Source organism: Rhizobium sp. LjRoot30, from assembly GCF_964253915.1.
In the GTDB taxonomy this organism is placed as follows: Bacteria; Pseudomonadota; Alphaproteobacteria; order Rhizobiales; family Rhizobiaceae; genus Metarhizobium.
The window spans coordinates 198,051-211,961 of sequence record NZ_CAXUSG020000011.1 but is presented as its reverse complement, the minus strand read 5'-3'; the positions used below and the strand labels follow the sequence as shown (position 1 = coordinate 211,961).

Here is a 13,911-nt window from a genome sequence, read left to right as displayed (position 1 = left end):
AGCGCGTGCCGGCGAACATGGCAAGGGTTTTGCCGTCGTCGCTTCGGAAGTCCGCAAGCTTGCCGAACGTTCGCAGTCTGCCGCGGCCGAAATCAGCTCGATGTCGAGCGATACGGTCAAGGCCGCCCAGGAAGCCGGCGACATGCTCGGCCGCCTGGTGCCGGACATCCGCAAGACCGCCGAACTGGTCGCCGAAATCACTGCAGCCTGCCGTGAGCAGGATATCGGTGCAGCCCAGATCAACGAGGCCATCCAGCAGCTCGACAAGGTGACGCAGCAGAATGCTGGCGCCTCCGAGCAGATGTCGGCAACCTCGGAAGAGCTGGCAGCCCAGGCCGAGGAACTGCAGACCTCCATCGCCTTCTTCCGCGTCGAAAGTGCCGTTGCCGCACCCCAACCGGTCGCAAAGCGCGCCGTTCCAGCCCGCGCAATCAAGGCCGTCGCCGCACCGGTGCGCGCCCAGAGGTCCGCCGCCCAAAATCCTGTCGCCGCCCAGCAAGCCCGTGTCCGGGGTTTTGCGCTCGACCTGACGCAGGGCGGTCCCGATCACGACGACATCGCATTCAAGGAGAGTGTGTAACCATGGCCACCAATTCTATCGAAGCACAATTCGTAACCTTCAGTCTGGGCGACGAAATCTTCGCCGTGCCGGTCGAAGTCGTCCGCGAAATTCTCGATCACGAGGAAGCATTCAAGATCCCGAACGGCCCGGATTATCTTCTGGGCCTCCGCGACGTGCGCGGTCAGGGCGTGCCGACCATCGACCTCAGGCTGAAGCTCGGCCTTTCCAAGACCGTGCCGACGCCGCATACGCGCGTCCTGGTTCTCGACGTTCCCCTTGCCGACCGCCTGCTGACCCTCGGCATGGTGGCGGACCGCGTTTTTGAAGTCACGCCGTTCCGCCGCGACAAGATCGAAGCCGCGCCGGATATCGGCATCCACTGGAATTCCGAATACATCGATGGTGTCGTCCGTCGGGAAAACGGGTTCGTCGTCATCATCAATCTGGCGCGGCTGCTGTCGAAGGAAGATGCCGCTATGATTGCTTCCCGTCGTGCTGCGTAAGTGGAGCTGAATTCCCGATGAATGCCGCCAGACAGACCGTCCCGCTCGTTGACGATCGCATCAGCAAGAAGAACTTCGAGAAGCTTGCCGATTTCATCTACAGCTACAGCGGCATCAAGATGCCGCCGACGAAGATGACCATGCTCGAAGGCCGGATCCGTCGGCGCCTGCGGGCCACCGGCTTCGTGCGCTTCGACGACTATTGCGACTATCTGTTCAACGGCGAAGGTCTGGAGCAGGAGGCCGTCTACCTCATCGATGCGGTGACGACCAACAAGACCGACTTCTTCCGCGAACCGAACCACTTCGCCTACATGACCGAGCATGCGCTTCCCGACCTCGTCCGGCGCGGTGTCAATGACATCCGCACCTGGAGTTCGGCCTGCTCGACGGGTGCCGAACCCTATACGATGGCCATGGTGCTCGACAATTTCTGCGCCGAGCGCTCCGCCACCAAGTACAGCATCCTGGCGACGGATCTGAGCACCGAGGTGCTGGAGACCGCCCGCCGCGGCATCTATGGTTCGGACTTGATGCAGCCGGTTCCCTCGGCGTTCCGGCGTCGCTATGTCATGGAATCCGTCGATACGCGGCGGCGCGAGGTGCGGATTCATCCCGACCTCCGGTCGCATGTCGGCTTCGCCCGCCTCAACCTCATGGACCAGAGCTATCCGGTCAAGACCAAGCTGCACATCGTCTTTTGCCGCAACGTGCTGATCTATTTCGACAAGAAGACGCAAGGGGGGGTCTTGACGCGCCTCACCGACTGCCTTGAAAAAGGTGGTTACCTGTTCATCGGGCATTCCGAATCGATCACCGGATTCGATCTTCCCGTAAAACAGGTCGCAAACACTGTGTTCCAACGCCTCTGACAGCATCCATGACAAAAAAAATCCGGGTTCTTATTATCGACGACTCCGCAAGTGTCAGGCAGGCCTTGACCGCAGTGCTGCAAGAAGATCCCGAGATCGAGGTGATTGCTGCCGCCAGCGACCCCTTCATGGCTGCCCGGAAGATTCGCGATGAAGTGCCCGACGTCATTACGCTCGACGTTGAAATGCCGGGCATGGACGGCATCACCTTCCTGCGCAAGCTCATGGCACAGCATCCCATCCCGGTGGTGATGTGCTCGTCGCTGACGGAAGCCGGTTCTGAAACGTTGATGCAGGCGCTGGAGGCCGGCGCGGTCGACATCATCTTGAAGCCGAAGATCGGCGCCGCCGACCACCTGGCCGAATCCGGCGAACGGATTCGCTCCGCGGTGAAGGCCGCCTCGAAAGCGAGACTCGGCAATGTCCGGCGCGCCGCTGCGGTGACGGGTAGCGACAAGACGATGCCGGCCAAGAAGCTGACGGCCGATGCCGTGCTGCCGCCGCCGACCGGCAAGCCGATGGCGAAGACCACCGAAATGGTGGTCTGCGTCGGCGCCTCCACCGGCGGCACCGAAGCCCTGCGCGAAATGCTGGAAGCCCTGCCCGCCAACGCGCCCGGCATCGTCATCGTCCAGCACATGCCGGAAAAATTCACCGCAGCCTTTGCCAAGCGGCTCAACTCGCTCTGCGAAGTGGAGGTGAAGGAAGCCGTCGATGGCGACGCCGTTCTGCGCGGCCACGTACTCATCGCACCCGGCGATCATCACATGTTGCTGGAACGGCGCGGCGCCCGCTATCACGTGTCCGTGCGCCAGGGACCGCTCGTTTCGCGACATCGCCCGTCGGTCGACGTCCTGTTCCGCTCGGCCGCCCGCTCGGCGGGATCGAACGCCATGGGCGTCATCATGACCGGCATGGGCGACGACGGCGCCCGCGGCATGGAAGAAATGAAACAGGCCGGCGCCTACACCGTCGCCCAGGACGAAGCCACATCGGTAGTGTTCGGCATGCCGAAGGAAGCGATCGCCCGCGGCGGCGTCGCCAAAATCCTGCCGCTGGACCAGATCGCCCGCGAAATCATGCTGACACAGTCGCGCTTCTGACGCTTTGTGGGGGCAGGACCATCGCTTTTGGCGTGACGTCACCTTTTTTCCCTTCTCCCCAACGGGGAGAAGGTGGCCCGAAGGGTCGGATGAGGGGACGAGACACGGAAAAGCCTTCGCTTGTGGCACCCCCTCATCCCGCTGCCGCGACCTTCTCCCCGAGGGGAGAAGGGACAGGCGGCACCCTCTCATTTTGTCTGAAATAGCCTTGCCTTGCGGAGGGAACCGGCGTGTCGCCGGTTGCCTCAATTCTTCTGCCGGAAATTGGCACCATCGAACGCCGGCAGGTCGCCTTGATAGCGGTTCAGGCCAACGTCACGCAGTGCCGAGCGACGATGTATTTCGGCCATCACCGGCTCGAAGATGCTGTTGCGCTGTTCGAGTTCGGCATGTTCAGCCAGATAGGCCGGCATCAATTCGGAGATTTCCGCAAAAATCGCGTTTTCATCGACGGTGGTCAGCCGGCCATCCTGCATGACGATGCGGCCGGCAACCATGACGGTTTCGATGGAAGAGCCGTTCTCGGAATAAACGAGATGTTTAGCAGCATCGTTGAACGGCATGAACGGATAGGAGCGCAGGTCGAGGATCAAGAGATCGGCGGCCTTGCCGACCTCCAGCGAGCCGGTGACATGCTCCAGCATCGCCGTCTTGGCGCCGCCGATCGTCGCCATGCGCAGGATCTCGTCCGCCGTCACCCATTTGCCGTGGTCGGGGCCGGACACGGAATGAACGAGGCCCGCAACACGCATGACGTCGAAGATGCGGGCCGTGTCGTTGGAGCAGACGCCATCGGTGCCGAGACCGACGGTGACGCCGGCATCCAGCAGGCGGCGCAAAGGCGCGATGCCGGCGCCGAGCTTCTGGTTCGACACGGCATTGTGGGCGACGGACATGCCCGCCTGTCCCATCAGCCGCATATCCTCGTCGCTGACCCAGACCGAATGGGCGAATGTGGTGTTGCGCCGGAGCAGGCCGAGGTCGTGCAGATAGGCGACAAGGCTCTTGCCGTAGAATTCATGGCCGGTGACGGCCTGCGTCTTGGTTTCGAGCACATGGGTGTGGAAAGGCACGCCATGTTCCACCGCCAGATCCATGCACGCCGCCATGAGATCCGGGGTGCAGCGCTGCGGCGCCGAGGGCGCCAGCATGAAATTGAGGCGGCCGGCACGGCCGTGCAGACTGGCGAAGGCGGATTTGCAATAATCGGCATAGGCTTCCGCCGAGATCGGCGGCCCGAAATCGAGCAGTTTCTGCAACGGCTCCGGCATCACCTCGCGGGCAAAGGGCAAGGCATCGAGCGTATGGATGTTCATCACCGCGCTGGACACGTTGGCGCGTATCCCCGCATCGTCATAGGCGCGAAAAACGGTGCCGAGCCGGTCGAGGTCATGGGCCGGCGGATCGAAGAAATCGTCGCAGAAGGTGGTGACGCCGTTGCGCAGCGATTCCATCGCCAGGAGCAGGCTGCGCAGATAGAGCAGCCGCTCGCCGATGGCATCGTTCATCAGCAGCGGATAAGCGTAGAGCAGCCAGATCTCCAGCGGCATGCCTTCATAGCGGCCGCGGAAGAAGGTTTCGCTGGAATGGGTGTGGGAATTGACCAGCCCCGGCATCACCAGCCTGTTGCGGCCGTCGATGATCCGGGCGTCAGGCGCGGCTTCGAGGTTCGCGCCGATGGCGGCGATCGTCTCGCCGTCGATCAGCAGGTCGGCCTCGAACGGCGCCGTGCCATGTGTCGCATCGATGGTCAGAAGCCTGGCATTGCGAATGAGGGTCTGGCTCATGGCAGGTTTCCGAGCGATTGCAGCAGCAGGTCGTAATAGAGGACAGGATCGCCGTCGCGGACCCAGAAGGCGTTGCGGGGCAGATCGGTGATCTGCCACCAGTCGGCCACCGTCATGCCGAGCGTCACCCGGCCGGCAAGCTCCACCGAAACGTTGATCTGGCGGCCAACAAAGATCTCCGGCGCCAGCATGAAGGCCGGGACGCAAGGCCCATGCAGCGGCGCGCCCTCCCAACCGTATTTGCGCAGGTCGAAGGCTTCTGAGAATTCCAGCATCTCTGCCGTGGCGATACCGCAGCGGTTGCCGAGCGTCCGCATCGCCTTCAGCCGTGCCGGCGTCGACAGCATCTTGTGGGTGACGTCGAGCGGCAGCAGCGTCGTCTTGATGCCGGCCTTCAGCACGATATCGGCCGCTTCCGGATCGACATAGCAGTTGAATTCCGCCGATGGCGTGATGTTGCCGACCTCGAAATAGGCGCCGAGCATGGCGACGATATCGGCGATCTTTCCGGCGATGTCAGGCGCCTTGCGCAGCGCCACAGCTAGGTTGGTGAGCGGCGACAAGGCGCAGATCGTCACCTCGCCGGGATGGGCGCGCACGGTGTCGATGATGAAATCGACGCCGTGCTTTTCTTGCGCCCGGATGGAAGGTTTTGGCAGAACAGGGCCGTCAAGGCCGGTCGGGCCGTGCACATGTTCGGCGATGACCAGCGGGCGCATCAGCGGCTGCGGGCAACCGGCAAACACCGGGATATCCGGCCGGCCGGCCAGTTCCATCAGCTTGAGGCAATTATCGAGCGTATGGTCGAGATGGATGTTGCCGGCGGTGGCCACTAGGCCAAGCACCTCGAAGGCATCGGTGCGGCCGAGGATCATCAGGATCGCTGCGGCCTGGTCCTGGCCGGGATCGGTGAGGATGATCAGTTTGCGGGTCATGCCGCATCCTCGACGCGGCCCGGCGCGCCACCTTCGAGCCAGGCATAGAGTTCCCACGTCTCGCCATCGGGACCGAAAAAATACAGGCCGCGGGCATTCCAGGCATAATCGGCCGGCGGACCGACGAACTCGACGTTTCTGGCGGACAGTTCCTGGTAAAGCCGGTCGATCTCGGCAGGGCTGTCGAGTTTGACGGCGATCAGCACGGCCGAAGCGGAACCGGGTTTGACGCGCACATTGGCATGATGGGCAATGTGATCCCGCTCCCACAGGGCGAGCGTCAGGCCGGCGCCGGTGAAATCGGCAAAGCCGGGAGCGCGGTGTTTCAGCCGGAAGCCGAGCTTTTCGGTGTAGAAGCGGATCGAGGCTTCGATATCGGTGACGAGCAGGCAGATATCCTGGATCGGGTGGATCTGGGCGAATTCCATGGTCTTTTCCTCCCTTATTGGTCTTTCAGCTCGCCGAACGAGCCGGCGGTCTTGGCACCGCCGAGCTTGCCGGAGAGCCAGACGCCGAAGACGGTGGCGAGATAGGGCAGCGCTTGCAGCAGGTCGTGCGGCACCTTGTCGCCGAACATCAACTGGGCGCGAATGCCGAGCGCGCCGGCAATGGCGAAGAACAAGGCAGCGAACGTCGCGCCGACTGGATGCGCCGCGCCAAAAATCACCGCGGCAAAGGCCATGAAGCCGCGTCCCGCCGTCATGCCTTGCGCGAAAAACTGCAGGCTGCCGGTGGCGAGTTCCGCGCCGCCGATAGCGCAGAGGATGCCGCCGATCGACAGTGCGATCAGGCGCATGCGCACCGGCTGGATGCCGACGCCGCGGGCGGCGAAGGGATGCTCGCCACTGGCAGACAATTGCAGGCCGAAACGGCTGCGTTTCAGCAGCAGCCACATGGCTAAGACGACAAAGGGCATGGCCGCGACGAAGATCGACAGCACGCCATAGGCGCCGAACGCCGCCCCGAGTTTTGGCGCGCCGAACGGTGCGGTCACCGTTGCCTGGCTGCCGAAGATCGATTCCACTGCCAGTGCCGTGCCACCGATGCCGAGACCGGTGAGGCCGAGGCCGGCAATGATCGGATTGGCTTTCAGTTTTTCGATGACGAACCACAACAGCACGGAAGCGATGACGCACATGGTGATGGCGACGAGGATCGCCGCCGCATAGGACTGCGTCAGCATGATGCCTAAGATGGTGGCGCAGGCGCCGATGATCATGAGGCCTTCAAGGCCGAGGTTCCAGACGCCGGCGCGCTGGGCGATGACGCCGGCGAGCGTGACGTAGATCAGCGGCGTGCCGGAACGAAGAATGGCGATGATGACGTCATTCATGACGAACGTCTCCCCAGGCGCAGGAATTTTTCCACGAGGTTGGAACGGGCGGTGATGAACAGGGCGATGGCGGCATTGATGATGTCGATCGCCGCCGCCGGCAGGCCGGCCATGATCGGCAGGTAAAGGGCCGCGGACGCCAGCCCACCGAAGAAGATCGCGGCTGCGGCGGTGCCGACCACCGAAAGATTGGCAACCAGCGCTATGAGGATCGCCGTAAAACCATGCGTCGGCAGGAAACCGGAGGCGATGCGGCCGTTCGGGCCCATGAACTCGATGGTGCCGGCAAGGCCTGCGAGCGCACCGGAGATGACGAAGCTCGACAGGCCGAGCTGCCAGAGTTTTGCCCCCTGCCAGCGCACCATGGTGCCGTTGCGCCCGGCAAGGCTCGCCAGCACGCCGAAACTGGTTCGGTTGACCAGGAGCCACATGACGATGCCGACAACGATGGCGATACCGATAATCGTCGGCGACAGGCCGAGCGAATTGGAAATGCGATACGCGGCATCGAGCGGCCGGCTGGAGGCCTGCTGGCCGGTGCCCGACGGGTCCTTGAGCGGACCGGAGGTGACATAGACCAACAGCAGACCGGCCAGGAAATTGCCCATCAGCGTGGTAATGACTTCGTCGGTGCCGGAGCGCAGTTTCAGGAGGCCGGGCCACAGCGCCCAAAGCGCGCCGCCCGTCATGCCGGCGAGGAAGATCAGCGGGATGACGACGAAAGCCGGACCGCCCCTCAAGGCTTCGGCGACGAAGGCAGCGGAGATCGCGCCGACATAAAATTGCCCCTGCGCGCCAATGTTGAAGAAGCCGGCGCGGAAGGAAATGCCGACGCCGACCGCCGTGATGAACAGCGGCAGCGCCCATCTCAGGCTCTGTTCCACCGCGCCGGGACGCAGGAAGGCGCCGTCGACGACGGCCGTCAGCATCTGCGGCGCGTTATAGCCGGCGAACTGGAAGACCACCGCGCAGAGGATCAGCGAGAAGGCCACGAAGATCAGGCTGCGGAGGATGGCAACGGCCCTATCCTTCATCGTTGTGCTCCCGTCGCGGCAGCGCCGGCGCCGGTCATGGCGGCACCAACGGATTGAATGTCATAGGGGGCGGCAAACTCACCGGCGACGCGGCCGGAGAGCATCACCACCACCCGGTCGGAAATGTCGAACAGCTCATCCAGATCGGAAGAAATGAGCAGGATGGCAGCGCCTTTGTCGCGCGCTGCCCGCAGTGATTCCCAGACGAAGGCGGTGGCGCCGATGTCCAGGCCGCGCGTCGGCTGGGCGGCGATGATCAGCTTGGCATCGGCATCGATCTCGCGCGCCAGGATGACTTTTTGCGCATTGCCGCCGGAGAGCGAGCCGGCGCGCTGCGCCGAGGTGTGGTAATGGACGCCCCATCTCTTCAGCGAACCGTCGCACAGCGCCCGGATGCGGGCGGGATTGACCAGCCGCAGCAACGGCCCCTGCAACAGCTCCCGCGCACTCCAGTTTTCCCACAGCGAGCTGGTGAGGCTGAGGCCCTCTATATTGCGCTCGAACGGAATGATGCGCAGGCCGGCAGCACGGCGGGCCGCCAGCGATTTGCGGGTGATGTCCTCGCCAGCGAGCGCAATCGAGCCGGCGGACAGGCCGGCGAGATCGGCGATGGCGCGCACCAGAGTCTTCTGGCCGTTGCCTTCCACGCCTGCAATGCCGACGATTTCGCCGGGGCGGATGGAAAGGCTGACCTTGTCGAGCGGCGCGCCTTCGCTGTCGGGCACGGTGGAAATCGCGGACAGCGCTATCGCCGGTGCAGCGGATGCGTGTCGCTCTTTACCGGATGCGGCATCCGCATGGATGCTTCCCTTGCCGACCAAGGCATCGCGGTCTTCCTGGCTCTGCGACTTTATCGCATCGCCGACGATCAGCGTGGCAAGACGATCCGCCGTGATGTCCGCTGCGGACACCGGCCCTTCGACACGCCGGCCGCCACGCAGCACGGTGATCGTATCGGCAATGCCTAAAACTTCGCGGATCTTGTGGAGGATGAGGATGACGGTGACGCCACGCTCCTTCAGCCGGCGGACGCGGGCGAACAACATCTCGATGCCGGCCGGCGACAGCACGGCGGTCGGTTCGTCGAGAATGAGAACCTTGGCATCGGTGATCAGCGCCCGGGCGATTTCGATGCTCTGCTGGGTTTCCACCGGCAGGTCACGGATACGCTTGGAAAAATCCACCTGGATATCGAGGCCGGCGAGATGGGCGCGCCACTTCTCCGCCAGCCCTTTGCGGGAATAGAGACCGCCACGGCCAGGTGCGCCAAACTCCATCGCCTCGGCGACGGTGAACGATGGTGGCAGGGCAAAACTCTGGTGCACCAGTTCGACGCCAGCGGCGCGGCTTTCGCGCACATGGCCGGTGCGGATCACCTGACCGCTGATTTCCACCGCCCCGTTCGTCGGCTGCACCAGGCCGGATGCGACGCGGGCAAAGGTCGTCTTGCCGGCACCGTTCTGGCCGACCACGGCATGGATCAGTCCCGGTTCAAAGGCGACCGAGACGTCCGACAGGGCCGTGACGTCGCCGTATCGGACCGTCACGTCGCGGCATGCCAGAGCGGGCGGAGAATGAATGGACATCGAAGGGTTCCCGACACGATGCAGAGATGCGCTGGTGCGAAGCGTTTCCGGGAAACCGGTTCGCGAAAACGCCTATCCTTTTGTTTTTACGCAATTCCGGGAAAACCACCACGCAGTTTTCCCGGAATTTTTCAAGGCCGACCGCAGAAAGGCAACCGGCTTTCATGCGTTACAGGGTGGTGTTGAACTCCACCTTGACGGAACCGTCGAGAATGCCGGCGCGCACCTTCTCCACGTCCTTCAGCGCTTCCTTGGCCTTGGCGGTCAGGTCCGCCGGGCCCTGCTCGGCAAACAGCGGCGAGGCGATGAAATCGATGACGCCGGTGCCGAGGCCGGTGTGTTCGTGCGTGCCGCCCTTCCAGTCGGCGCCGAGTGCCTTGGTGACTTCGTTGTAGAGCGAGATGCCGAAATCGAGGCCGACGATGGAGATCACCGACTTGGGGCCGAGCGGGAACTGCGCCGGCGACAGGCAGCTGACCATGCGGCCTTCCTTCTCGTTGGCCGCAGCGATGATGCCTCCGTCGGTCGCCGCCGCATCCGTCTGGATGTAGTCGATGCCGTCGTTGAACATCTGGGTGGCGATTTCCTGGCCCTTGGCCGGATCCTGGAACGAGCCGGCAAAGGCGGCGGTGACGGTCGCATCCGGCCGCACCGAAAGGACGCCGGCCTTCAGCGCGTTGAAATCGGCATTGAGCGGCGGGATCGACACGCCGCCGATGAAGCCGATCTTGCCGGTGGTCGACATCTTGGCCGCGAAGACGCCGGACAGGTAGCAGCCGAGATAATAATCATAGGAGACAGTGACGACGTTCGGGATCGCCGGCTCGAAGGGATCGGCGAACAGCTGGATCCACTTGGTATCCGGATAGGAGGCGGCGAGCGCCTTGAAGGGTTCGGCGACCTCGTTGAAGGTCGAGACGATGATTGCGGCGCCGGCATCACCGAGCGTGCGGAACACGGTCTCGTAGGTCGCCGGGTCCTGGGCGTAGACGGCGCGGTAGGTGAAGCCCTGCTCTTCGGAAAGCTGCTTGAGCTTGGCGATCATGGCGTCGACCGGGCCGTTGTCGCCGGCCGCCTGGGTGTGGACGAGCGCCACTAGGCCGCCAGCGGCGCGTGCGATCTGCGGCATCAGGCCGGCGGTCAGGCCGAGAACGGCGGCACCGGCGCCGAGCTGCAGGAAGGAGCGGCGGTCGACGCCGCCGAGAAGCGTATTTCCAGTCTTGATGTTCGTCATGTCAGTTCCCTCTTTTGTGTTTATTTTCAAAGGTTGGAAGTCATTTGTCCTGCGAAAGCGGCGGTGACGAGGGGGCGGGATTCATGATCATCACCTCCTGCTTCTGAATGGCGTCCAGCGCCCAGACCCCGGCAATGAACGTCTGCCATTCCGGATCGGCATACATGGCTTGGCGCCGGGCCTCGCGGTCGGCGAGGCTGTCATAGGCCCACATCAGCACCGTGGTGTGCAGCGTGCCGATCTCGGAGGCATACAGACCAACGAAGGTATTGAGGTGCCGCTTCTGGATCGGCAGGCCTTCGGTCTCATACTTCTTCATCCATTTGTCGACCGTGCCCGGCTTGAAGGTGTAGGTGCGGTGTTCGAGTATCATCGGTCTTTCCTCAGGCATTCAGGATGAATTCGGCGCATTTTTCGCCGATCATGATGGCCGGCGCATTGGTGTTGCCGCTCGATATGATCGGCATGATCGAAGCATCCGCCACCCGCAGGCCTTCGATGCCGTGCACCTTGAGGCGGGCATCGACGACAGCCATGGGATCGGTGCCCATCTTGGCGGTGCCGACCGGGTGGAAGGTGGTCATGGCGGTGGCGCGCAGCCATTTCGTCAGATCGGCATCGTTGTCCGCCGTCGGGCCGGGCGCCAGTTCCTGGCCGCGATAACGATCGAACGCCTTCTGCCCAACGATATCGCGGGTCAGGCGAATGCCGTCGATCATGGTGCGGATGTCGAAATCGGCCTGCAGGTAGTTGGCCAGAATCTTCGGCTTGTCGGTCGGATTGGTCGAGCGCAGCGTGATCTCGCCGCGGCTGACCGGATTGACCGGCCCGACTCGGATGGTGAAGCCGTGATTGGCCTCGACGCGCTGCTTCTTGGCGAACGGATTGGGGAAATGCAAGTTCGCCGTCTTTTCCAGCGCCGGCATGAAATGCAGCTGGATATCCGGCGCGATCAGGCCGTCGTTGGAACGCACGAAAGCGCCGGCCTCATACGGGAAGGTCGTGGTGATGCCCTCGCCGAACAGCATGCCCTGCGCCACCGCCGGGATGAGCTTGTCGGCGCGCAGATCGCCGAACAGCGTGATCGGCTCGCGGCATTCCCAGCTCATGACACAATCGACGTGATCCTGCAGGTTCTTGCCGACACCCGGCAGGTCGAGCAGCGGCTTGACGCCGACCGCGTTCAATTCGTCGGCGGGGCCGATGCCGGAGAGCAGCAGTGCCTTCGGCGTGTTGACGACACCGGCCGACAGCACGATTTCGCGGGCCGCCCGCGCCTTCTGCAGGTTGCCGTTCAGCAGGTATTCGACGCCCTCGGCACGGCCGTTTGCAATCAGCAGCCGGGTAGTTTCCGCCCCGGTGATGACGGTCAGGTTGCCGCGATCCAGCGCCGGGCGCAAAAAGGCCCAGGAGGTCGACCAGCGCTTGCCGCGCTTGATGGTGAAATCGTAGCGGCCGAAACCTTCCTGCGTCGCGCCGTTGAAATCGTCGTTCAGCGGATAACCGGCTTCTTCGCCCGCCTGGCAGAACACGTCCATCAGCGGATTGTGGCCGCGGGCGCGGCAGACCGTCAGCTCGCCACCGTCGCCGTGGAATTCGCCGTTGCGCTGGATATGCGCTTCCGAACGACGGAACGCCGGCAGCACCTCGTCATAGGACCAGCCGGGAAGGCCGAGCTGCGACCAGCGGTCGTAATCGTGCCGGTTGCCGCGCACATAGATCATGCCGTTGATCGTCGAGGTGCCGCCCAGCACTTTTCCGCGCGGCCAGTAGAGCGAGCGGTTGTTGAGATAGGGTTCCGGCTCGGTGTGGTAATGCCAGTTGTAGATGCCGGAGTGGAACAGCTTGCCCATCAGCATCGGCAGGCGGAAGAGCGGATTGCGATCCTTGCCGCCGGCTTCCAGCAAAAGCACGCGGTTGGCCGGATCCTTCGACAGGCGGCTGGCGAGCACGCAGCCCGCCGATCCCGCGCCGACGATGATGAAATCATATTCCGGTGTCGTTGCCATGGGTCACCATGCGACGGGCTGCAAACCCATCGCCTCAAGATAAGAATTGCAAAGAAGAAACGGGTTTTCGCGGCCGAGCACGCGGTCGGCGAAGGCCGGATGATCGCATTGAAACAACGCATATCCAGCGGTAACACCCTCCGTCAGGCCGGCCTGCGCAAAAATATCCGCGGCCGCATCGCCAAACCCGATGAACACCACCGGCCGACCCTGCGCCATCATGGTTTCGATCACCCGCAGCATCAGCGGCCGCCAGAACGGCAGATGGCCGCGTGCCTGGTGCGGATCGATATCCACCTTGAAGCGCGACAATGTCAGGGAGGCATTCAGCAACAGGACGCCCTGCCCCACCCAGCGATCGGCAATGGCGGACGGCTCTTCGAAACCGGCGGAGGGATCGCAGAGCATGCGCCGTACATCCGGCCAGCGATCGAAATCCTGCGACAGCGCCGCGTCGCCGATGCGCGCCGCGGCGATCAGCTGCATGTAGGCGCGAATGCTCTTCGAGAACATCTTGTCGAGTTCGACCCACGAGGCGAGGTTGCCGGCCTCGAAGGCGCGGCCAGTGGCAAAACCGGGTTCCGGATAGGGGTCCTGCCCGAGGATAACGCACCGCACATCCTGCGGCGCAATGCCGTCGAAGGCCGCGAGCGCATGGGCACCCTTCGGTTGGCCGGGGAAATGTTTGCCGCGACGGGCCGGAAAAATCGGCTCCCAAACCTCGAAATCGAGAGCAGGATCGACACGGTCGAAATGATCGCCGACGGGTCCGAGCGCCATCCGCCAGTCGGCCGGCAGGTCGGCCTCCCAGCCGGCGAGCGTCTCAGCCATCGCCTCTTTCAGTGTCATCGGCATCTCGCCGTCCCCATTTTCGTTGTTGCAGGAAGACTAGACAAAACCTGACCAAAGTGTCAACTTCTTGAAAATCAAAAAATGACGCTTCGGTCAATTTT

14 protein-coding genes are annotated in these 13,911 nt (G+C 63.4%); 4 read left to right on the top strand and 10 right to left on the bottom strand.

Annotated features, from left to right (window positions below; genetic code table 11):
• The 4 genes from ACSQ3I_RS21150 to ACSQ3I_RS21135 all read left to right on the top strand — a co-directional run.
• On the top strand, positions 1 to 580 hold a 580-nt coding region (locus ACSQ3I_RS21150; RefSeq protein ID WP_436002114.1), incomplete at its 5' end, for a methyl-accepting chemotaxis protein.
• Positions 581 to 582: 2 nt separating this feature from the next.
• Entirely contained in the window at positions 583 to 1,065 is a 483-nt protein-coding gene (locus ACSQ3I_RS21145; RefSeq protein WP_436002112.1) for a chemotaxis protein CheW, read from the top strand.
• A 17-nt stretch (positions 1,066 to 1,082) separates the two neighbouring features.
• Entirely contained in the window at positions 1,083 to 1,937 is an 855-nt protein-coding gene (locus ACSQ3I_RS21140) for a CheR family methyltransferase (protein WP_436002110.1), read from the top strand.
• Positions 1,938 to 1,945: 8 nt separating this feature from the next.
• On the top strand, positions 1,946 to 3,040 hold the full coding sequence (locus ACSQ3I_RS21135; RefSeq protein ID WP_436002108.1) for a protein-glutamate methylesterase/protein-glutamine glutaminase: 1,095 nt from the start codon (positions 1,946 to 1,948) through the stop codon (positions 3,038 to 3,040).
• Positions 3,041 to 3,285: 245 nt separating this feature from the next.
• Here the strand turns inward: ACSQ3I_RS21135 and ACSQ3I_RS21130 are convergent, their stop codons facing one another.
• The 10 genes from ACSQ3I_RS21130 to ACSQ3I_RS21085 form a co-directional block, all read right to left on the bottom strand.
• Entirely contained in the window at positions 3,286 to 4,827 is a 1,542-nt protein-coding gene (locus ACSQ3I_RS21130; RefSeq protein WP_436002107.1) for an amidohydrolase family protein, read from the bottom strand.
• Positions 4,824 to 5,762, bottom strand: a complete 939-nt coding sequence (locus ACSQ3I_RS21125; protein WP_436002105.1) for a nucleoside hydrolase — start codon at positions 5,760 to 5,762, stop codon at positions 4,824 to 4,826. Before ACSQ3I_RS21125 ends, ACSQ3I_RS21130 begins: the two co-directional genes overlap by 4 nt.
• The gene (locus ACSQ3I_RS21120) at positions 5,759 to 6,190 is read right to left on the bottom strand and encodes a VOC family protein (RefSeq protein ID WP_436002103.1); all 432 of its coding nucleotides are present in this window, start codon (positions 6,188 to 6,190) and stop codon (positions 5,759 to 5,761) included. The genes ACSQ3I_RS21125 and ACSQ3I_RS21120 overlap by 4 nt, the downstream gene beginning before the upstream one ends.
• Positions 6,191 to 6,204: 14 nt before the next feature.
• Positions 6,205 to 7,095 (bottom strand): ABC transporter permease, encoded by an 891-nt coding sequence (locus tag ACSQ3I_RS21115; RefSeq protein WP_436002101.1) that lies wholly within the window; start codon positions 7,093 to 7,095, stop codon positions 6,205 to 6,207.
• Positions 7,092 to 8,129, bottom strand: coding sequence for an ABC transporter permease (locus ACSQ3I_RS21110; RefSeq protein ID WP_436002099.1), 1,038 nt, complete (start codon positions 8,127 to 8,129; stop codon positions 7,092 to 7,094). The genes ACSQ3I_RS21115 and ACSQ3I_RS21110 overlap by 4 nt, the downstream gene beginning before the upstream one ends.
• Positions 8,126 to 9,715 carry an ABC transporter ATP-binding protein gene (locus ACSQ3I_RS21105; protein WP_436002097.1) on the bottom strand — a complete coding sequence of 530 codons (1,590 nt, stop codon included), beginning with the start codon at positions 9,713 to 9,715 and terminating at the stop codon, positions 8,126 to 8,128. Before ACSQ3I_RS21105 ends, ACSQ3I_RS21110 begins: the two co-directional genes overlap by 4 nt.
• A 169-nt stretch (positions 9,716 to 9,884) precedes the next feature.
• Complete coding sequence (locus ACSQ3I_RS21100; RefSeq protein WP_436002095.1) at positions 9,885 to 10,949, bottom strand: BMP family ABC transporter substrate-binding protein; 1,065 nt, start codon at positions 10,947 to 10,949, stop codon at positions 9,885 to 9,887.
• A 40-nt stretch (positions 10,950 to 10,989) separates the two neighbouring features.
• A complete protein-coding gene (locus ACSQ3I_RS21095) occupies positions 10,990 to 11,322 on the bottom strand; it encodes an NIPSNAP family protein (RefSeq protein WP_436002093.1) in 333 nt (110 codons plus the stop codon).
• 10 nt (positions 11,323 to 11,332) lie between these two features.
• Positions 11,333 to 12,958 carry a GMC family oxidoreductase gene (locus tag ACSQ3I_RS21090; RefSeq protein WP_436002091.1) on the bottom strand — a complete coding sequence of 542 codons (1,626 nt, stop codon included), beginning with the start codon at positions 12,956 to 12,958 and terminating at the stop codon, positions 11,333 to 11,335.
• A 3-nt stretch (positions 12,959 to 12,961) separates the two neighbouring features.
• A complete protein-coding gene (locus tag ACSQ3I_RS21085; RefSeq protein WP_436002124.1) occupies positions 12,962 to 13,789 on the bottom strand; it encodes a uracil-DNA glycosylase family protein in 828 nt (275 codons plus the stop codon).
• Positions 13,790 to 13,911 lie beyond the last annotated feature (122 nt).